This window comes from Ureibacillus aquaedulcis, assembly GCF_030418165.1.
Taxonomy (GTDB): domain Bacteria; phylum Bacillota; class Bacilli; order Bacillales_A; family Planococcaceae; genus Ureibacillus; species Ureibacillus aquaedulcis.
In genome coordinates, this window is sequence record NZ_JAUHTQ010000001.1 from 1 (window position 1) to 20,651 (window position 20,651).

Genomic DNA, 20,651 nt, shown 5'->3' on the forward strand with positions numbered 1-20,651 from the left:
TATGCGGGATTTTTTCTTATGTAGGACGGATTGTTAGTAACTTGCTGCAAAGTAAATGGATATATATATTAAGGTGTTAATAGATGAATTTAAGTACTTGATGAAAGGCCTTTTATTGGTTAAGAAAGTCGAAATATGAAGTGGAAAGTTAATCTTGCAAGTTGCTTATGCTTGAAGACGCTATTTAAATTCCAAAAGGGGTAAAAATCATGACTCAATACATATACATCGCTTCGCCCATGAAACTGCCACAAGGTTCTTTCGGTTTAAATCCGGTTTCTTCCGAACAATCCAATGTCTATAAAAGTGAATTAGATTTTGCTCATCTCTATTTTGAAAATAATTATGATAGCGAACGTAAACGGAAATTTTCATATAGCCCTCATTTTTCATTCGCTCACCAAGTAGCAGTTTATGTTAATTATATACCTTTTAAGTATAGATTAAAGGGAACGGCGGAAGAAGAAAAGTGTTTGGAAATACTATATTCTTATTTAGAAGAAGCTCTTCACTCAAGTGGGGTTGTAGAGTATTTTACTTCCCTCAACGGTAAAGAGGATTTAGAAATTTTGAAACGAAGAAATGTTCGTTGGATGGAATTAAAGACTCCGTATGACCTAGTTCTGGAAGATCGTGAGTTTTGGGTAATTACATTATAAAATGGGTTTTAAAAACAACTTCCAAAAATAAGTGTGGGGTAGGGTCAACTCCCGAGGAAAGAGTGCGAAGCCTGGAACTACAGTTTCATGCCATCCAACGGGAAGCTTACCTAAAAAATATTTCCACTCTACCAGTATTTTTATCTGGTATCTAGATTCTATAAAACCTCTTGGTATTTTCATATAAAATCTCTGTCGTTTCTTTAACGGAACGATTTTGTAGTTCGGCAATCTTTTTTATGGAATAAACCATCATTTGCGGTACCGTTCTTTGATTTGTGAAGGGTCCCTCGAATGGCCATGGCCCATCTGTTTCAACCATCATTTGTTCTATAGGGAACTTGCAAATGAGCTCTTGAATTTCATCCTCGTATAAGCAATCAGGCGTAATCGATATAAAATACCCATTTTCAATTATCCGCCTTACCACGATTTCATCCCCCTTAAACCAGTGGAAATGAGCTTTTGTGACGCCATGCTTTTCTAGTAGATCACAAGCTATATGTGCATCTTCATATACTGCATGGAGAACAATAGGTTTTTGGTGTGAGGCAGCAAACGCCACAAATCGGTCCAGCAACTGAATATAAGGTGTGTAATTTAAAGGAACTTGACTTTCAAGTTTCTTATAGTAAGGTAATCCGACTTCACCGACTGCTACCATTTCTTCTATATGCTCTTCCATCCAGGAAAATAGTTCATCGACTTCCTCATTCGAAGGGATTTCTTGTTCAGGGTGAAAACCAAAAGCCGCTTTTATACGAGAATCCTCTAAAGAGAGGCTTCGATTCTTAATGCAAGAAGACAAGCCGAAGGACACCGTAACCAGGGCCACCATTCCATGCTCCGAAAGGCTGTTTAAAATCTCCTTGCGATCCTGCTCTTCATAATGATCGAGATGGATATGTGCATCAATCATCATCAGCAATGTCCTCCTTCATGTGTTGGAAAATCTGTTTCTTTAAATGGAAGAATTCATTCGTTTCAAGCAGACGCTCGTTTCTCGGGCGAGAGAAGGGGACTGTTATTTCTGCTTTTACATGTGCAGGTCTTTTTGAAAGTACGTAGATACGGTCTGCCAGAAACATTGCTTCCTCAATACTATGAGTAATAAATAAAATGGATTTGCGATTTTCTTCCCAAATCGAAAGAAGCCAATTCTGCATTTTGATTCGCGTAAATTCATCTAAAGCTGAAAAAGGCTCATCTAGACAGAGAAGACTTTGTTTACTGAGCAACGCCCGAATAAAAGCGACTCGTTGTTTCATACCACCTGATAACTCATTCGGATAAGAATTTTCAAATTCGGCCAACCCTGCTTTTTCAAGCAACCGTTTAGCTTCTTCATATTCGGGTTTTCCTTTAATTTCTGCTGCAAGGACCACATTTTCTAACACAGTACGCCATGGGAATAGGGATGGATGCTGCGGCATGTAGCTGATCAATCCTTTCTTTCCATTAATCGATTCTCCGTTTAACTGAATCATTCCGTTATCTGGTGTCAGAAGGCCACCAATAAGCTGAAGAAGGGTACTTTTCCCACTTCCTGAAGGACCAAGAATTGCAACGAATTCGTCATTATTCACTTGGAGATTCATCTTTTCCAGTACTGGAAGCTGTCCAAAAGCTATGTCTAATTCAGTAATAGTTAAACTCATTTCTTTTCCTCACTTCGTCCCTTGACCATTATTTTTTCCGCAAGGCGGATGACGCCGAACAAACCAACACTTAGTAACATGATGAAGCCAATTGCTACGAATACGCGGTCGATACGAAAAGAAGATTGCGCAAGAGTCATATAGACCCCAATACCTTTTTTGGCTCCGAGCCATTCGGAAATAACCGCTCCCATCACACTGTAGGTCGCTGCAATTTTCAACCCTGAAAAAATGGAGGGAAGGGCATGGGGCAGCTCGAGCTTCCAGAACAATTGCTTATTTGTTGCACCAATCATTTTCATATAATGCCTTAACTCAGGAGCGGTCTGTCTAAATCCATCCATACTGGCTACGACGACAGGGAAGAAGCAAACCAGGCTAATGATTATAAGCTTAGGTAGCAGCCCGAAACCAAACCAAATAATCAGTAGGGGAGCCAAGACAATCGTCGGGATATTTTGCGATAGGATTAAAAGCGGATATAGGACTTCATTTACTTTTGGCAATCGATGAAGAATGATTGAAATCAGAAGTCCGACACTGCAACCTATTACAAGTCCAAGTATCGATAAACTAATGGTGGAAAGTAGGTGACCATAAAAATCACCGAATCCTATTGCAGCTTCTTTCAGGACATCGCTTGGAGCCGGCAATAGCCATTTAGGTGTTTCGGTTAGCCGAATGAGCAGCTCCCACAGTATAAATAAAAAGAGGAGGAAGAAAAGAGACCTTCCTCCGTGCATACTCATCTTTCGCATTAATGATATTTCTCCGTTAGTGCTTCCATGGATGTTCCACTTGGCTGGTATAGAATTTTGACCTGTGTAATAACATTTACGCTACCTAGTTCAATCATCTTTTTATTCATTTTTTCAATGATGGATAAAAGCTCGGAAAGTTCGCCCTCCATGGTTGTTTCCAATGGCTGGACCTTGTATTTTACACCGGACTCCTCAATGACGGCAATTGCTGCATCTACCAAGGGAATCACATCTTCCAACACTTTTGTTTTGGGGATGATTTGTACACTAATTAATGAGTTTGCCATTTTATTCTCCTTCTTTCGGTAAGAATTCATTTGTAAATGCTGTTTCCGGGTCAAAGTCACCATCAAGTACTCCGTTTTCTTTCATCCATGCGGCATAGTTCTGCCAAACTTCCAATTTTTGCTCACCAAAGCGCGGCGCATCATCTTGATATTTATCAGCCAGCCATTTTTGACTTTCCAACACTAGCTCGGTATCAAGTTCAGGAGCTGCTTTAGAAAGGATAGCTGCCGCTTCCTCTGGTTTTTCGATTGCATATTGGTAGCCCTGAGATGCTCCTGCTACAAAGGCTTTTACGATTTCCGGCTTTTCTTCGATCATTTTTTCGTTTGTTGCGAGGACCGGAGTATAGTAATCGAGCTTGTCGCTATAGTCAGTCAGGTAGACCATGTTGATGTCTTCACCGCGAAGTTTTGCTTCAATCCCTGTCCATGCATAATAAATCCACGCAAAATCGATCCCTTGATTGGTCATTGTGAAAAAGTCGGCGTCACCGGCATTCACGATATCAAGTTTATCGATATCTGCATTTTCTGTGTTCATAAGAGTTTCTAACACAGCTTGTTCAATAGGGGAGCCCCAACCTCCATAAACGCGGTTTTCGAATTGTTTGGGGGAAGTAATATTTTTACCTGCTGGTGAAGCAAATCCGGATGTGTTGTGCTGAATCACTGCTGCAATTGAGACGATCGGCACATCCTGTGTACGCGCTAGTGTAATTGCTTCTTGGTAGCTAACGCCAAACTCTGCATTGCCTGAAGCAACAAGCTGATCGGCTCCCGCATCGCCTGGTTGAATGATTTCAACGTCCAAGCCTTGTTCTTCAAAATAGCCATTTTCTTTGGCAACATAAAGACCTGTATGATTCGTGTTAGGTGTCCAATCCAATACTACGCTTACTTTCTCCAGCTCTTTTGTTCCACTCGTTTGCTCGCTTGATGCTGTGCTTGTTTGGGCTTGGTTCGATTGGCAGCCAACAAGCGCGAAAACTGCCATGACCACTAAGGTGAAAAGTCTTTTCATGGGAATCCTCCAATAGATTGAATTAATCCATAAAAGAAGAAATAAAAAACGTCCAGGATTAAAATCCCAGACGCAATTAACATTTATTCCAAAATGAAAGAAAATCAAATTGAAGCCAATGTTCCCTACGCTGGTATTAACCAAATCAGGTTCAAAGGGTCAGTATCTAACGGATACAGTCTCAGCTGGCTAAACCAGCCCCCCTACATTCTTCTTGATATGAACTTGTATTTCAATTTTAGCCATAGTTAAAAGAAAAGTTCAATATTATTTTAATATATCAATTTTGATGAATTGGGCAAGAGAGAAACCTTTATACGGAACAAGACTAGAATTCCTGCTGTTCACCTGGTTACAGGAAGATGTAGGTTTTGTTATAATCAAGATAAGAGAATCTTCAAAATAAATAGAGTTGAACATTAGGAGAGAAAAACATTTGCCAATTGCTATCACTATCTTAGTACTTGCCATCATATTGACAGTGTATATCGGCCGGAACAAAGAGAAGAAAAAGAAACTTGTAACCTGGGGAGTGGCGACTATTGTTGCTATTGCACCTTTAATATCGTGGATTGCCGGGATTTTATTTGGTATGGATGAAGGAGATGGGTTTATAGGATTTACTGTTATGGTATACAGCTTCATCCTGCTGGAAGTTATCGGTTTTGCCCTTGTATATCTCGGGATTTTTAAAAGAATGGTAAAATAAGTGTTTCTGCAATTGTAGGGATGCTTTTTATTTTTGTACATCGTCCTAAAGATTCTATTGTATTCGCTTGTAAATAGAATTAACATGAATTTAAAATTAAAATTATGAGGTGTTTTGATGGCACTAGAAATTACATTTCGCGATGCAGCACTAGAAGATTTACCGAGAATTGTAGACATTTATAATTCAACGATTCCAGGCAGAATGGTTACGGCAGACACTGAACCGGTTACGGTAGAAGATCGTTTAAAGTGGTTTCATGAACATAACGCCTCCAAAAGACCGCTTTGGGTAGTGGAAACAAGCGGCGAAATTTGCGGATGGGTGAGCCTTCAAGACTTTTATGGAAGACCTGCTTACCAAGCAACTGCCGAAGTCAGCATCTACCTGGATGAAAACTATAGAGGACACGGACTAGGAAAGACCGTATTATCGAAAGTCATTGAAACGGCACCAAGCTGTGATGTGGATACATTATTAGGATTTATCTTTGGCCACAACGAGCCAAGCCTGCGTTTATTTGAGAAATTCGGCTTCGAAAAATGGGCCCACTTCCCGGAAGTGGCAACATTGGACGGAGTAAAAAGAGATCTAGTTATTTTAGGGAAAAAGCTTTAATGGTCTATTATAAAAAACCAAGTCATGATGATGATTTGGTTTTTATTTTTTTTGATATAGTAATTTTTATTTGAAATGTGAGTCCTCTAGGGGGGCGGTGAGAAATGCCTTACAGAATCTGGTTGAGGGGGATCATTTGAAGGGAATGAAGCACTTTTGAATAACGGTTTTCATATGAAAAATGCATCATAAAAGAAGTGAAGCACTTTCCATATTTTAACCGATAAAAAAGAACTTCATATTACCGAACTATTGATAAACGCTGCGTTACTTGATTTTTAAGTCTATTTAATAGTCGGAAAATTTGGTATACTGAGAAACGATTCCCTTTCTTTGGAAATTAAAGGGTATGAAAGACTTGTTATTGAAAAAGGAGGCTATCTATGTGGAAGCTTTTTAAGAATGATTTTCTTATAGAACGAACAAACAAGAAAAATATTATTGCCTGTATTGCCGTTGCACTATTTGTTTTTGGCCTGTTTTTTTATGTGAAAGTCGAAAATTCACAAAAACTTATAGATGAAAAGGCCAGTGAATATCAGTCAGTCGCATCGGCTTTGACCAAATTTCAAACCGCAGACGCCATGGATAACGGGAATGGAAGCGACTTATATTATAATTTGCTCAAGCAGCAAAGGTATGTTGTAAATCAAAGTATGTCTCTTAAAATCGGTCGTCCAGAATTATATTTAGAATCAGGCATAAAACTTGCGGAGTTAAGGGCGAGTGCTTTTGATTTGGAAGGATACGAAAAAGTTGCGGCTAATCTTCCTACCCAAACAGAGAATAGGCTGGATACGGTCCTCTATCAATTCATGGACAAAACGAGCCTAACAGTTTCTCTGGATACACTATCATTTTTTCCGTTTCTCTTAAATTTATTTATGATGTTGGGGTCCTTCTGGTTTATTTTCATCAGTATTTTTTCATGCGGTATTTTAATTGGGGAGTTCCGACATACTTCTTTAATCAAAGGGTATCCTGTTTCTTTTGATAAATATGTCCTGGCAAAATCTACTTCAGCTATGTTCTTTGTCTTTATTTTTATAGTGGAGATATTTATTTGCAGTTTGCCCATCATTTACTTTTACGGGATAGGGAATCCAAGCTATCCTACTGCTATTTTTGATGGCAGTTTCAAGGTAATCACCACTTTACAATACATAGGAATCACGTTGGTTTATATGATTTTCGCAGCAATTTTTGCAATTCTTTTATCTCTTATTCTAAATGTATTATTGAAGAATATGTACTTAACGTTATTTGTTCAACTACTATTATTTATTGCTCCTTCTTTATTTCCAGCGCTAGTAAGCCTTGTCCCATTTAATCCATTTAACTATATGAACTTTACTAGCCTATTGAATGGACAAAGTCTCGAGCTTGCAAAGCCAATTGGATTGGAACTGATTCATGGATTAATCTGCATCGGTATAAGTATTGTTCTGATGCTGATTGCTGTAAAGCTATTCTTTACTACTGGAAAACTAAAAAAGGTATAGGAGGAGACAAATGCGAGCCTATTTTAAATTCGAATTTATTCAATTTATGTTCAATAAGAAAAATATAGCCATCTATGTCATTCTGCTGTTTTTTGCATGCTTCTATGCATTAAAGATGGCTCCTTCCTATGATCCGATTGAGCAAGTCGATCGTGAAGAAATTGAAGCAAGGTTCTTAACACGAGAAGATTTTCTTACCAACTTGGTAATTGACGAAAATACATATCCTTTAACTAGATTTGCGGCAGCGATTTATCCGGAGTGGAACGAATACGATAAACAGAGGTTAGATGCAATAGACAACAACGATTTGAAAAAGTATGCCGAGTCTACTTATAAGTGGTATGAATACTCAGATTTTATGATCTTTAGAAATGGCAGGGACCTTCTTTATTATAATCCTCGATATTACACAGCAGGGAATCTTTATGCAACAGAGGATGGGCACTACGCTTATATGTATTCTGCAAGCCGTTTTAAAGGTTATGCGGAAGGAAATTCAGATTTATCGATGGATGTTTTTGAGGAAAGGACAGCCTTGCAAACGCTCCAGAGATTGCTGCATGGATATCTGCCTTTAATCCTCCTTGTCAGTTGCATTCTCTTTACTGCCGACATCGTGTTAAAAGATAAACGGAATCCTACGTTGATAAAGGGTTTTCCGATTTCGATTTGGAAAAGGCTGCTAGTAAAAGGTGGGATTGCCCTAATCGGGAGCTTCCTGACGGTCGTTCCATTGTCTGTTGGTTTTTTCATAATTGCGATTCAAAATGGGTTCGGTGATTTGAAATTGCCAGTTCCTATTTTTAGCTATGAGGCCAGGGCCTTTACTATGATATCGATGGGAGAATACCTATTCCAAAACACATTGTTGATTCTTTTCTGGTTCATGTTGCTGATTTCACTGCTATTGCTGATAAGTATCACCATAAGAAATGAGTTTGCCAATTTAGCATTAGGCCTCGTCGTTGTTTTTGCAGAGTTTTATTATTATGTGAGAGGGCTTGGATTTGTAAAGGATATTCAATGGTATCCATCTAGCTATGTTCAAGTAGGGCAAATAATTGCAGGTTACCGTGAATACCTCAATAATTCAATAGAGCTAAATTTGACAAATGGACTTCTTGTCATGTCTGCATGTACAGCCGTTTGTCTTCTAATTACTTTTTTGATTAGTAACAGAAGAGGGTTTAAGTACCTTAGGTAAACAGGAGGAAACGATATGATGGAGCTAAAAAATATAGGTGTGAATTTTTCCGGCAGAGATATATTAAAAGAGGTTTCAATCACTTTCCATCCTAGGGAAATCATTGGTTTGGTTGCACCTAATGGAACGGGGAAATCTACGTTGATGAATGTGATCATGAATTATCTCCGTCCAAACAGCGGGAAAGTCCTATTTAATAATGAACTGGAATATACAACGAAATCTAATGAAGTGAAAATTCACAAGCTCGTGTCCATGATGCCTGATCAAAGTGACTTATACAATCATCTATCCGGGAAGCAGCATCTCAAAATATATTCATCCATGTGGGATAGTAATCCAGAATTGATCGAAAGCACTATTAAGGCACTTGGGATGGAATCCTACGTTAATAAAAAAACCGGTACCTACTCACTGGGAATGCGTCAAAGACTTTGTTTTGCCATGCAAATTGTTTCAGATACGCAAATCATGCTAATGGATGAAGTAATGAACGGCCTGGATCCTACGCAGGTCGAAATCATTTCGCAAACCCTGGTAAAGAAAAAAGCGGAAGAAAAAACAATCATTATAGCTTCTCACTTACTGGAGAACTTGGAGAAATACGCGAATCGCATTTTCTTCGTAAAAAATGGGAAGCTGGATTTAGTTGAGGATATATATAAGGATTTAGGAGTAAATGGAAATGCCGTTATTCGAATTCCCGAAGGAACAGCGGAGTTAAAGGACAAGCTATCTGTTGCATACCCCGAACTGAATATCCAGTTACTAGCGAATAGTGTCATGCTTGTAGAGCTCCCTAAAGGTGGCTCGGGGATATTGGAAAAGGTATCAGCCTTCCTAAGTGAGAATCACAAACAAGCGTTTAGTGTTGGGAAGATGTCTTTAAGTGATCTTTATTCGAAGTATTATCATTGAATAGGGAATGTAGACGAGTTCACACTGTAGGGGGGAGTCGTCAAAAATCATTTATAGGGAGTTTCAGGGACAGCTTTTGAGCAAACGGAGGAAACTTGTCATGAGATGCCCCCTCAGAGACACCTTTTACACAAGTGGGGAAAACTTGTCCATGAGAAGCCTCCTCAAGGACACCTTTTAAACAAGTGGGAGAAACTTGTCCATGAGAAGCGCGTTCAGAGACACCTTTTATACAAGTGGGGAAAACTTGTCCATGAGAAGCCCGCTTAGAGACACCTTTTAAAGAAGTGGGTAAAACTTGTCCATGAGAAATAACCCCCAGCCCCAACATCATAAAGCAAAAAGTGCTGTTCTAAAGTCTAAAAGACTCCAGAACAGCACTTTTTTAATGATTAATGGAATAGCTTGTCTACACGTTCACAAACTTCATCAGCAGAAAGACCAGTAGCATCTATAACAGATCCTTTAGTAGTAGTATCGCTGATGCCCATCACATTGTCATCTTGCCCGGTAATTACACAAGCATCACAGCTTTTTGCATCTGCTTCACTACGAAGTTGAATGACTTCATAGCCTTTTGCTTTTAAAGCAGCTTCCACGTTTGATAGTGATTGTTCAACACCAATAGTATTCGGCATAAATCTTCCACCTCCCATAATGTAATGTGTCAATTAGGAGGGTGAATTATTCATGTCAGTCTAAAAAATAATTGAAATAAAAAAGATACCATACTTTTCTAGAAAGTATAGTACCCAAAGTAAGCATACTAAAAGTTGCTTAGTTTCTTTGCACGTTTTTTCTTTAATCCGCGTCTATGCATTTCGAGTTTAATAAGGGATAAGGCTTTTTTGCATTCGAAAAAATGATTTAAATCATACAACGACTGTCTCTTTTTCTGTTTAAACAATTTCTTTTCTTTCTTGTATTTTACATATAAATTGGCTAGTTCTTTGTCTGTTAAATTCATTATTTTTCACCTATCTCTATATCAACAAATAGTATTTACACTCACTGATCTGTGTGATGCATTCGGTGATTATCGCGAATACTAATCTTATACCACCCAGAACACAAGGTAAACCAAGTATACCCAAGTGACCAGCCAGCTAATACATCAGATGCAAAATGCCTGCCCTCTGTTATTCTGGAAAGGCCGATTAACATAAATATTATAATGGCTGCAACCCAAGCGATTTGTGAAGCTTTTTTTGATTGAACGAGCTTGCTGAACACAAAAGCAAGGGTCAATAAAAATAAAATTCCATGGGTGGCATGTCCTGATGGGAAACTAAATGTGGCCAATTGATCGACAATTTCAGGTCTCGGCCGTTCAACTACTCGTTTTAAAAATTGATATAACCCATAGCCCAGACCAATCGTTAAAAAGACAAAAAATATTAATTTATAATCCCGCAGTCGTACCCAGATAATAACCATAGCCATTAGAGAAACTCCGAATATCACATTGGTTTCTCCCAAATAATGAAAAGGGGTAATGAAGTCCATACGCGAAAAGAAGTCGGCAACTCGTTGGTCAAAAGCCTTAATTGCATGCGTTTCAAAAGTTATCCATAGAGTACAGAATACAACAAAAGTAAAAGCTGCAAAACCATAATGAAATTTATTCATTGCTTCAGTCCTTTAGTTAACTATATTCATCGTGAATTAAACCGTACCATAATTTGAAAATGGAAGGCAACTTCAAATTGAAGAATATCGTGAAAATAAAACCCATAATATGATATAAATAACTATACTTTAGTTTATAACGATGAACTAGTATTCCATATAGTCTTCAACTAATTTAAAGCATCTTGCTTCTGTTAGATTATTCAGGACGATTGCATATTCTAGATGTTCCATTGTCCCGCCTTTATATTTTAAGGATGCTTCAAGTGCAGTCCGATCACGATAATTTAGCCATTTACGTTGAGCTTCTCTTAGTTGCTCCATTTCTTGTTGAGGGAGTTCCTGCTTTAGAACCCCGTAGATTTCATTCAGCAAACCATCCCAGATATCATGTATTTCACCTTCCACGTTTTTAAGCGCGTATGTGCTTTCATCCGGAGGATTATTACGCTTGTCGTCCGTTTCTTTTTTCATGTTATTTAATTTCTTCAGATATTCTTCCTTCAGACTAGCTTTCGTATTCTCAGCAGACGAATCCTCAACTTGTGTGGGGTCATTCTTGGATGGATCAACTGTTGCCGTAGAATTACTGTTATCGGTATTAGATACCGTATTCTTTGGTAAGTCTATTTCAGTAGAATCATCGCTTCTATCCTCAGTTGAGTCATTATTTTGTGGGTCATTATCCAACGAGGCATTTACGTCATCAGGCGAATTTCCACAAGCGGCCAATAAAACGAAGAATACGGTTACCATTCCCATTAGAAATTTACGGCTGTTCTTCATTAAAATTCTACCTTTCTTCTTTTCGTCTTATTAATTGTTCAGAATACTTTCTTCCAAAACTTTGGATTTATCACCGTAAACCTTCATAATGTGATTATCTCCCCAATTACATAGGGCATTTAAGATTCCTTCCAAGCTTTTTCCATACTCACTTAGCTCGTACTCGACTTTAGGTGGAACTTGATTATAGACGATGCGATTGATGACGCCATCCTCTTCAAGTTCACGGAGTTGTTGTGTAAGCATTTTTTGTGTGATGCTCGGCATAAGACGTTTTAACTCGCTTGTTCGTTTCTTCCCATGAGTAAGGTGGCAAAGAATTACACATTTCCACTTACCCCCAATCACCTCTAAAGTAGCTTCAACTGATATGTTATATTTCTTTGTCTGCATATGTGAGTCCTCCAGTTTAATAGGCACTAAAAAGTACCTATAACACTTATTAGTACCTATATTACTTTTAAGTGCGTACTTTTATTTGTAATCTGTATATCTCATAATAACATTTGCCGGCCGATTCTTACTACACTTTCATACAATTTCAAACTTGTATGAAGGTTTGGAAGAATTACTTACTGGAGGGGAGAAAAAATGGTGTTAAGTAAAAAACAAAGTACCTGGGCATTACTCGCATTAGCGGTTAGTGCATTTGCAATAGGTACGACTGAATTTATCAGTGTTGGATTATTGCCACTGATTTCGGAGGATTTAAGTATACCGGTTACAACTGCAGGGTTGACGGTTTCTTTATATGCATTGGGTGTTACTTTTGGGGCACCTGTTCTGACTTCTTTGACATCTAACGTACCGCGTAAGACGTTATTGCTAGGGATTATGATTATTTTCGTTGTCGGCAACAGTCTTGCTGCATTTTCAACGTCTATTAGTGTGTTGCTTGTCGCAAGGGTCATTTCAGCTTTCGCACATGGTATTTTCATGTCAATTGGTTCGACGATTGCAGCTGATTTAGTGCCTGAAAATCGTAGGGCAAGTGCTATTTCAATTATGTTTACTGGTCTAACAGTGGCTACTGTGACAGGTGTGCCATTTGGAACATATATTGGGCAGCAACTGGGTTGGAGAACTGCGTTTGTTGTTATTGTCATAATTGGTGTAATTGCATTCATTGCAAATAGTATCCTAATTCCAACTACTTTACGTAAAGGGACAAAATCAACATTTCGCGATCAGTACAAGCTCATAGCAAATGGACGCTTATTGCTGGTCTTCATTATTACTGCATTGGGCTATGGTGGAACGTTTGTTGTGTTTACTTACTTATCACCGTTACTTCAAGAGATAACTGGATTTAAAGAAGAAACGGTAGCAGTTCTATTATTGATATACGGAATTGCGATTGCAGTAGGGAATATGATTGGAGGAAAACTTTCCAACCGCAATCCAATCAATGCATTGTTCTACATGTTTATTGTACAAGCCATCATTTTATTTGTTTTACTGTTTACGGCACCGTATAAAATCGTTGGGTTAATTACAATACTTTTGATGGGTCTCTTTGCTTTTATGAATGTACCAGGTTTACAAGTATATGTGGTAATGCTTGCCGAACGCTTTGTCCCAAGTGCTGTGGATGTCGCATCAGCTATCAATATTGCCGCTTTTAATGCGGGGATTGCAATAGGTTCATTCTTTGGAGGAATCATTACAGATTCTATCGGACTTATCCACACATCTTGGATTGGTGCACTAATGGTAGCTATTGCGGCAATTTTAACAGGCTTCAGTAGAAGATTGGAAAGCAAGGATCGAGCAAAAATTTCTTAAGTAATAAGGGCAAGAAAATATGATAATTTGGAGGAAATTAATAATGAATTTACAAGATACAACAACTTTGCATAACGGCGTTAAAATGCCTTGGTTCGGATTAGGGGTTTTTAAAGTAGAGGAAGGTCCTGAGTTAGTGAATGCTGTAAAGTCTGCAATTAAAAATGGATACCGAAGTATTGATACAGCAGCCATTTACGGCAATGAAGAAGGGGTAGGCACAGGAATTAAAGAGGGAATAAAAGAAGCTGGAATTTCGAGAGAAGAGCTATTTGTCACTTCGAAAGTATGGAATTCGGACTTAGGTTACGAATCAACTCTTTCAGCATTTGAGACAAGTTTAGCAAAACTGGATTTGGAATATTTAGATTTATATTTGATTCACTGGCCTGTGGAAGGAAAATACAAAGATGCTTGGAGAGCATTGGAAACACTTTATAAACAAGGTCGGGTAAAAGCAATCGGTGTAAGCAACTTCCAAATTCACCATCTCGAAGATCTTATGAAAGATGCTGAAATCAAACCGATGATCAATCAAGTAGAATACCATCCAAGACTTACACAAAAAGAGTTACAAGTTTTCTGCAAGGAGAACGGAATTCAGCTTGAAGCATGGTCGCCTTTAATGCAAGGAGAATTATTGGACAACGAAAGACTGCAAGAAATTGCCGCGAAATATAATAAATCCGTGGCGCAAATCATTTTGCGTTGGGACTTGCAAAACGGAGTGGTAACAATTCCTAAATCAACAAAAGAACATCGTATTATTGAAAATGCAGATGTCTTTGACTTTGAATTAACAAGTGACGATATGGCAACAATCGATGGATTGAACCAAAATCTCCGTGTCGGTCCAGACCCGGATAACTTTGATTTTTAATAGTTAGTAAAGTAAAAGCCGTATCTATCTGATGCGGCTTTCCTTTGTTCCTTTTAAGTGCTACTACATTTGTTCGATTGTTGTCCGTGAGTCAGCATCTCATGGACAAGTGCTACTACATCTGTTCAAGTGTTGTCCGTGAATCAGCATCTCATGGACAAGTGCTTCTACATTTGTTCGATTGTTGTCCGTGAGTCAGCATCTAATGGACAAGTTCAACTACATTTGTTCAAGTGTTGTCCATGAGTCTGCTTCTCAGGGACGAGTATTACTACTTTTGTTCAAGTGTTGTCCGTGAGTCCCTTTCTCATGGACAAGTGCTACTACATTTCGTCAATTGGTGTCCGTGAGGCTTCTTCTCATGAACAAGTGATTCTTCATTTGATGAAGTATTATCGATGGGTCCACTTCTCATGGACCTATGTTCTATATCCATTCGACAATGGCGCATAAAGTTGGTGAGTTCGAGTAAAACTAAGCGTGATATATAAAAGTCGTCAGGCACATGATATAATGTAGAACTTAAGAAGTGGAATAGGAGCCTAAGTAACCTCCGCTTAACTTAAATTGGAGGTGTAATAGAAATGAATAAACGATGGACGATTGGAAAAATTAAAGAGTTTGTTGAAAGCAATTCAGAAAGTAAGTTGCTTACAACAGAATATCACGGTTTTTCTCAAAAATTACTATTTAAATGTTCTTGTGGAACAAATTTTGAAAAGACATTCACGAAATTTAAAAATAATAACCAACGTAAATGTGACGTATGCCAGCCACCTAAAGCGTCGCGCTAAATGTATAGAGTGCCGATTTCTATTTATATAGAGGTCGGCATTATTTTTTTCTGAAAATGATTCTAAAAAGCATTGTAACTTTCCTCCAAGAACGAAGTCTAATAGGTTGACTGGTTTAATAATGGAGGTGAAGAAATGAGGTTCCTTACGATTATAATAATAGTACTATTCCTTTCAGCATGCGGAGTTGATAGCGGTAAAAAGGTTTTAACTAATGAAGGGGATAGCATTGAGAGCATTAAAAGTGAAAGTATAGAGGTTCAAGACGATTTCAAACTGGAAATAAAAAGCGAAAAATCCCAATATAACGTTGGGGAAGAGCTTAAAATCACTGCAAATCTAACGTATACGGGTGAAAAGGAGATTGAGATCGGCCATGGTGGATCCTGGATTTACCTCAATACCACTAATGTAACAAAAGGATATCAATTTTGGGCGGCAATGAATCAACCACATATTGTGACAGCAATGACGCCTAACGTACCAATTAAAGAACAATACCATTTTTCGGGGGGGACATATTATGCGGGAAGTGGTGGAAACCCTTATACAGAAGAAGAATATAAGCAAATGGCAGATATGAACTTCCCACCGGGCAATTACAAAATAGAAGGAACCACGGAATTTAACATTTTAGGTGAGGAATATACCTATGAGATTAAAACTGAAATCTCTTTTGAGGTAATCGAATGATGAATATAAAATTACACGGCGTTGATCCAAACAGGATAAAACGCTTTTTTTATTCCGTTATTTGAAAATTGTAACTTTATCATGATTTGCATGCCTATATGAAGAGGTGATTCTTTGGGGAAAATGTACATTTTTATTACGGTTATGGGTTTAATATTAGTGGGATGCTCTCAAAAGCAAACGGATGATATGAGTACAGCAGAAACCCTAACTACATTTCAAGCGGACTCTGGAAGTGAACATTTAAAGCTAGTGAAAACGGAAGAAAAGGAAATTTTTAAAAGAGCGGTAAATACTTCGAAAAAAGAACCAGGGGTAGTAAATATGGTGAGTCCACACTATCAATTTACCCTTGGCGAAGAGACTTACTTTCTTTGGATTACAGAAGAGTCGGGAACCATTATGAATATAAAAGATACCACACCATTTATATATTCTCAAATAGTTCGGCAAAAGAAGTCTATGAATTTATTAATCAAGAATAATTTTTTAAAAGGGATATTTACTAATATGTGGAAACTAATCAGTAATGTATTTAATTAAGGGGGAGGGGTTAAATGCAGATTAGAAGAGCTACTTCACAAGATATTAATGAATTGGCATCATTAGTGGAGTAGCTCGGCTGACTTCATGCCCCTAAATTTTATAAAAACATGTGGTATGTAGCTAAAAGTACAGGCTTTTTAAAAAGACTTATTTAAATATCAAGTTAGAATGTAATCTTCTTCATATTTAAATAGACTTCAAAAATAGATAGAGGTGGAAGAGTGAATGTAAAAATACATAATGATCTTTCGATTGTTAACATTGATGAAATGAAGGATATATATGCTTCCGTCGGTTGGACAAAACATACAAAGGAAATTATTAAGCATGTATTTGAAGCTAGTAATGTGAACGCTTTTGCAATGATTGATGATCGAATTGTTGGGTTTGGAAGAGCTATGTCAGATGGAGTGTTTAATGCGGCAATTTACGATGTGATAGTACATTCCGATTTTCAGGAACAAGGTATAGCTAAACAAATTATGGAGTATCTACTTGATAAATTAAGCAATGTTTCCTGTGTGCATTTAATCTCTACTACTGGAAATGAAGGCTTTTATAAGAAATTGGGTTTAACAAAGATAAAAACAGGCATGGCAAGATACCTAAACTCTGCTTTGGCTGCCGAGTATTTAGAGTAGATCCTGATTAATACCTTCGAAAGGGGAAATTTAATTGGATCCATACGCATTGATATACCAATTCGGAAAGGGTGGTTTTGTTGAATAAAGAACAATTAAAGGAACGGGCAAGAACATTGGTCCACATTCCTGGTCATTTGCAGCCTGTGATAGAAGAATATTTTGAGTGGGGAAATGGCGAAGGAGAAGCTATGTTTTCATGGGCAGATGAACAACAAGATGAAGGAATCTCGATTACTCTTGACCTTACTGGTAATTTGACAAGTTTATCTATTGAACAAGACACCATAGCGACTGATCATCATGCTTTAACTGAAAGAGAATTAAAGGAAATAGCGGAGCACTTTTTATGTAGTCATTACCCCGATTCGCTACAAAGCTTAACACACTATAAAACAAAAAAATTAACAACAAAGGCCTTCCGATTTTACTATGAGCAAATCGTGATGGACTTGCCGTTGCCAAATGCTGGTTGCTTCATTGATATTGGTCCAAGCGGAGAGATAGTTAATTTTAAATACTTTGGACTACAACCGGAGCCAATCATTCCTGAAGCGCTGATTGCAAAAGAAAAATTAATTGAACATGTCAGTAATCGATTGGATTTTCAGCTTACTATAACAAATCTAAATTCTAGTATTCATGATGTAGCCGAAGATGGTCTCCGTCTTTTATACGATGTGGAGCTTTTCATGAGGTATAAAGCAGGCGTGGCGGAACCGACGTTAACAATTATCCATGAGGAAGACGAAGATTATCCGGAAAAGTTTGTTTCCCTATCGCCACCGCCTGAAAGAATTCAAAAAGAGGTTTCCGTAGAAGAACTTATCGGAATCACGCAGCAAATGGAAGTCATTCGGGAAGCTGATTGGGGAGATGAAAAGGGAATTGTCTGGCGTGAAAAAGATTGGAAAACGGAAGAAACTGGTTTGTCGATGGATAGCTTTTTGCTAAGACACAATGAAGATACCGTAAAAGCGTTCATCTCGAAAGAAACAGGGAAATTAAGAAGGTTTATGTGGTTTAAGGAACGAGGAGGCGACCTTTCTTTAAGTCGAGAAGAATGTTATCAAAAGGCCATTGATTTTCTGCAGATGATTATCCCGAATTATGATCAGTATTTACAATTAGCTGTCCAGAAAGATGGCGACGATGGAGTCGATGAGCCAGAAATGACAGAAGCATTTACCTTTCACATACACAATCGGCATGGTGTAAAGGTTCGCTTGGAATTGGTAATAGTCACGGTTAATCGGCATTCAGGCCAAATAGATTATTACAGTGGACCTAGCTTTGACTTTGAACAGCTTAACTCTATTCCATCTGAAGCTGTTATTTCTCAAAAGGAAGCACATAACATTTTTCTAAAATCTCTGGATTTTGAATTAGCCTGGAACAAGAACATTGAAGACACTCACGAAAACTATATCCTTGCTTATGAAGCATGTGAGCGCCATAAAGGAACAGCAATCCGATACATTGATGCAATAACAGGAGCGGTGATTACAGAAAAAGAATAATAGCATCCTATAATAGGAGGAAATAAAAAATGAAACTTGAAACAGATAGATTACAAATCATACCATGTACTAAAGAAACCTTTCAAATTGCTGCAAACCAGAACTATATTAACGGTCCGCAAATTTCCAATCATTTGGAGAATCTAATTAAAGAGCCATCCTTACTTTATTGGGGATGTTGGTTTGTTGTTCGAAAATCAGATGATCAAGTCCTTGGGGACATTGGTTTCAAAGGGAAGCCGGACGAGAACGGAACAGTTGAAGTGGGCTATGGTTTCCTTGAAGAGTATTGGGGCAAAGGCTATGCAACAGAGGCTGTAGGGGCTCTGATGGCTTGGGCTTTTAATGAATCGAAAGTAGAGAAAATAAAAGCTGAAACACTAAAAGATAATCATGGTTCTATGCGAGTACTGGAAAAGCTGGGTATGCAAAGAATTCATCAAAGTGAATCAATGGTTAACTGGGAAGTAGACAAGCGATCTTATCAAATATAAGTATACAAATCTATTTATTAGTAAGGGGAGTGGGTAAAAGGCTTCCTTCCCATATCTAAACGACTTTTCAATAAATGGTAAGCATGCAAAGCGTGTCGAACTTAATTTTACTAGAAAAATATATGGCAAAACACCATTTTTTAATCAAAATGGTGTTTTGGGTTTTGCGAAAGCCTCATCTAGAGTTTACTGTTTAATCTTCTAATTCCTCGTTTGAATCAGATTCTGATTTAACTACCTCAATATACTGAAGCTGTTGACCTTCTTTTTCATGAATAGAAAAGTTATACCCCTGATGATGGAGAACTTTGGATAGGTCCAAATCTGTATCCTGTGTATAATACCAGCCGCCAATCGTATCAATGCCATCGATTTCAAAATCGACAAATAAAAGCTTTTCTACATCGGCAAGCAATACTTTCGAATCGATGATATAATGATTCTCACTAATTTTGCGGATATCCGGAATCTCTTCAGCATCAAATTCGTCGCGTATTTCGCCAACGAGCTCTTCCAAAATATCCTCTACTGTAACCATACCGCTTGTTCCACCGTATTCATCCAGCAAAATAGCGATATGAATCCGGTCTCTTTGCATTTTTTGCAAGAGATCCTGAATCGGAATCATTTCAATTACTTGAATAACAGGGTTTATATAGTTAGTTAACTTAAATGTTTCAGGCTGTATGCGATTATTTATGCCAAGTGTCAAGAAATCTTTGATGTTCAGGAAACCTATAATATTATCACGGTCACCCTCGTAAATAGGATATCTAGTATATTGTTCTTCCGATACTTTTGTTAATACCTCTTCAAAAGTGGCATCTAACTCGAAACCAATAATATCGGTACGTGGCACCATAATTTCACGTGCAATTCTGTCATCGAACTCAAAGACATTATTCACGAATTGCAACTCATTCATATTGATTTCACCGGATTTATAGCTTTCAGAAAGTAATATCCTTAGCTCTTCTTCAGTGTGTGACAGTTCGTGTTCCGATGCAGGCTTCATACCAAATAGCTTCAATAATAAACGGGCCGAACCGTTTAATATCCAAATGAAGGGATACAAAATTTTATAAAAGATTTGAATTGGTTTTGAAAAGGCCAGCGTTACAGCTTCTGCTTTTTGAATGGCAATGGTCTTTGGTGCAAGTTCTCCTACAACAACATGTAAAAATGTTGCAATAATAAAGGCGGCACCAATTGTGAACCAATGAATATAATCAGTTGGGATACCCAAGTTCTCAAATAGTGGATGCAAAATAAATTCAAACGTGGGTTCTCCAACCATACCGATTCCTAAAGCGGTTACCGTAATTCCAAGTTGACAGGCAGAAAGGTATTCATCTAAATGGGTTGTAACTTGTTTCGCAGCGGCAGATCCAGCTTTTCCTTCTGCAACAAGCTGGTCAATGCGTGATTGACGGACCTTAACAATCGCAAATTCAGTAGCTACAAAAAACGCTGTTAAAGCAATTAATATGACAAAAATAATTAGATATATGACGGTTGACAATAGGTTGTTCTACTCTGAAGG

Annotated in this window: 24 protein-coding genes and 1 riboswitch; of the genes, 14 read left to right on the forward strand and 10 right to left on the reverse strand. The window is 37.9% G+C overall.

Going from position 1 to position 20,651, the window contains the following annotated elements; translation table 11 throughout:
* Positions 1 to 209: 209 nt before the first annotated feature.
* Positions 210 to 659, forward strand: coding sequence for a hypothetical protein (locus QYB95_RS00005; protein WP_301136023.1), 450 nt, complete (start codon positions 210 to 212; stop codon positions 657 to 659).
* 151 nt (positions 660 to 810) lie between these two features.
* Here the strand turns inward: QYB95_RS00005 and QYB95_RS00010 are convergent, their stop codons facing one another.
* From QYB95_RS00010 to QYB95_RS00030, 5 genes are read right to left on the reverse strand one after another with little or no spacing between them, the layout of a single operon-like run.
* A complete protein-coding gene (locus QYB95_RS00010) occupies positions 811 to 1,581 on the reverse strand; it encodes a TatD family hydrolase (protein ID WP_301136024.1) in 771 nt (256 codons plus the stop codon).
* Complete coding sequence (locus QYB95_RS00015) at positions 1,571 to 2,317, reverse strand: ABC transporter ATP-binding protein (protein WP_301136025.1); 747 nt, start codon at positions 2,315 to 2,317, stop codon at positions 1,571 to 1,573. Before QYB95_RS00015 ends, QYB95_RS00010 begins: the two co-directional genes overlap by 11 nt.
* The gene (locus QYB95_RS00020) at positions 2,314 to 3,075 is read right to left on the reverse strand and encodes an ABC transporter permease (RefSeq protein WP_301136026.1); all 762 of its coding nucleotides are present in this window, start codon (positions 3,073 to 3,075) and stop codon (positions 2,314 to 2,316) included. Before QYB95_RS00020 ends, QYB95_RS00015 begins: the two co-directional genes overlap by 4 nt.
* Positions 3,075 to 3,365, reverse strand: a complete 291-nt coding sequence (locus QYB95_RS00025; protein ID WP_301136027.1) for a thiamine-binding protein — start codon at positions 3,363 to 3,365, stop codon at positions 3,075 to 3,077. The genes QYB95_RS00020 and QYB95_RS00025 overlap by 1 nt, the downstream gene beginning before the upstream one ends.
* A gap of 1 nt (position 3,366) precedes the next feature.
* Positions 3,367 to 4,386 (reverse strand): ABC transporter substrate-binding protein, encoded by a 1,020-nt coding sequence (locus QYB95_RS00030; protein WP_301136028.1) that lies wholly within the window; start codon positions 4,384 to 4,386, stop codon positions 3,367 to 3,369.
* A 105-nt stretch (positions 4,387 to 4,491) separates the two neighbouring features.
* Positions 4,492 to 4,601, reverse strand: a riboswitch (TPP riboswitch).
* 221 nt (positions 4,602 to 4,822) lie between these two features.
* Between QYB95_RS00030 and QYB95_RS00035 the strand changes: the two genes are divergently transcribed.
* From QYB95_RS00035 to QYB95_RS00055, 5 genes are all read left to right on the forward strand, one after another.
* Positions 4,823 to 5,095, forward strand: coding sequence for a hypothetical protein (locus QYB95_RS00035; protein ID WP_301136029.1), 273 nt, complete (start codon positions 4,823 to 4,825; stop codon positions 5,093 to 5,095).
* A gap of 117 nt (positions 5,096 to 5,212) precedes the next feature.
* Entirely contained in the window at positions 5,213 to 5,713 is a 501-nt protein-coding gene (locus tag QYB95_RS00040; RefSeq protein WP_301136030.1) for a GNAT family N-acetyltransferase, read from the forward strand.
* Positions 5,714 to 6,096: 383 nt separating this feature from the next.
* Positions 6,097 to 7,215, forward strand: a complete 1,119-nt coding sequence (locus tag QYB95_RS00045) for an ABC transporter (RefSeq protein ID WP_301136031.1) — start codon at positions 6,097 to 6,099, stop codon at positions 7,213 to 7,215.
* 10 nt (positions 7,216 to 7,225) lie between these two features.
* Positions 7,226 to 8,422, forward strand: a complete 1,197-nt coding sequence (locus QYB95_RS00050; RefSeq protein ID WP_301136032.1) for an ABC transporter permease — start codon at positions 7,226 to 7,228, stop codon at positions 8,420 to 8,422.
* Between the two features lie 15 nt (positions 8,423 to 8,437).
* Positions 8,438 to 9,340 (forward strand): ATP-binding cassette domain-containing protein, encoded by a 903-nt coding sequence (locus QYB95_RS00055; RefSeq protein ID WP_301136033.1) that lies wholly within the window; start codon positions 8,438 to 8,440, stop codon positions 9,338 to 9,340.
* A 392-nt stretch (positions 9,341 to 9,732) separates the two neighbouring features.
* On the opposite strand, the gene QYB95_RS00060 is transcribed toward QYB95_RS00055, so the two are convergent.
* The 4 genes from QYB95_RS00060 to QYB95_RS00075 all read right to left on the reverse strand — a co-directional run bounded on the left by QYB95_RS00060 (position 9,733) and on the right by QYB95_RS00075 (position 12,148).
* On the reverse strand, positions 9,733 to 9,978 hold the full coding sequence (locus tag QYB95_RS00060; protein WP_301136034.1) for a YkuS family protein: 246 nt from the start codon (positions 9,976 to 9,978) through the stop codon (positions 9,733 to 9,735).
* Between the two features lie 370 nt (positions 9,979 to 10,348).
* On the reverse strand, positions 10,349 to 10,783 hold the full coding sequence (locus QYB95_RS00065; protein ID WP_301136035.1) for a phosphatase PAP2 family protein: 435 nt from the start codon (positions 10,781 to 10,783) through the stop codon (positions 10,349 to 10,351).
* 333 nt (positions 10,784 to 11,116) lie between these two features.
* Positions 11,117 to 11,755 carry a lysozyme inhibitor LprI family protein gene (locus QYB95_RS00070; RefSeq protein ID WP_301136036.1) on the reverse strand — a complete coding sequence of 213 codons (639 nt, stop codon included), beginning with the start codon at positions 11,753 to 11,755 and terminating at the stop codon, positions 11,117 to 11,119.
* 30 nt (positions 11,756 to 11,785) lie between these two features.
* Positions 11,786 to 12,148, reverse strand: a complete 363-nt coding sequence (locus QYB95_RS00075; RefSeq protein WP_301136037.1) for a winged helix-turn-helix transcriptional regulator — start codon at positions 12,146 to 12,148, stop codon at positions 11,786 to 11,788.
* 198 nt (positions 12,149 to 12,346) lie between these two features.
* Between QYB95_RS00075 and QYB95_RS00080 the strand changes: the two genes are divergently transcribed.
* The 8 genes from QYB95_RS00080 (at position 12,347) to QYB95_RS00115 (ending at position 19,108) form a co-directional block, all read left to right on the forward strand.
* A complete protein-coding gene (locus QYB95_RS00080) occupies positions 12,347 to 13,540 on the forward strand; it encodes an MFS transporter (protein WP_301136038.1) in 1,194 nt (397 codons plus the stop codon).
* A gap of 43 nt (positions 13,541 to 13,583) precedes the next feature.
* Positions 13,584 to 14,420 (forward strand): aldo/keto reductase, encoded by an 837-nt coding sequence (locus QYB95_RS00085; RefSeq protein ID WP_301136039.1) that lies wholly within the window; start codon positions 13,584 to 13,586, stop codon positions 14,418 to 14,420.
* Positions 14,421 to 15,004: 584 nt separating this feature from the next.
* The gene (locus tag QYB95_RS00090; RefSeq protein WP_301136040.1) at positions 15,005 to 15,214 is read left to right on the forward strand and encodes a hypothetical protein; all 210 of its coding nucleotides are present in this window, start codon (positions 15,005 to 15,007) and stop codon (positions 15,212 to 15,214) included.
* Between the two features lie 135 nt (positions 15,215 to 15,349).
* Entirely contained in the window at positions 15,350 to 15,907 is a 558-nt protein-coding gene (locus QYB95_RS00095; protein ID WP_301136041.1) for a hypothetical protein, read from the forward strand.
* A 123-nt stretch (positions 15,908 to 16,030) separates the two neighbouring features.
* Complete coding sequence (locus QYB95_RS00100) at positions 16,031 to 16,450, forward strand: YhfM domain-containing protein (protein WP_301136042.1); 420 nt, start codon at positions 16,031 to 16,033, stop codon at positions 16,448 to 16,450.
* 224 nt (positions 16,451 to 16,674) lie between these two features.
* On the forward strand, positions 16,675 to 17,094 hold the full coding sequence (locus QYB95_RS00105) for a GNAT family N-acetyltransferase (RefSeq protein ID WP_425609155.1): 420 nt from the start codon (positions 16,675 to 16,677) through the stop codon (positions 17,092 to 17,094).
* A gap of 71 nt (positions 17,095 to 17,165) precedes the next feature.
* Positions 17,166 to 18,614 (forward strand): YcdB/YcdC domain-containing protein, encoded by a 1,449-nt coding sequence (locus tag QYB95_RS00110; protein WP_301136043.1) that lies wholly within the window; start codon positions 17,166 to 17,168, stop codon positions 18,612 to 18,614.
* A gap of 29 nt (positions 18,615 to 18,643) precedes the next feature.
* Positions 18,644 to 19,108, forward strand: coding sequence for a GNAT family N-acetyltransferase (locus QYB95_RS00115; protein ID WP_301136044.1), 465 nt, complete (start codon positions 18,644 to 18,646; stop codon positions 19,106 to 19,108).
* Positions 19,109 to 19,301: 193 nt separating this feature from the next.
* Here QYB95_RS00115 and QYB95_RS00120 read toward each other — a convergent pair whose 3' ends face one another.
* A complete protein-coding gene (locus QYB95_RS00120) occupies positions 19,302 to 20,630 on the reverse strand; it encodes a hemolysin family protein (RefSeq protein WP_301136045.1) in 1,329 nt (442 codons plus the stop codon).
* Between the last annotated feature and the right edge of the window lie 21 nt (positions 20,631 to 20,651).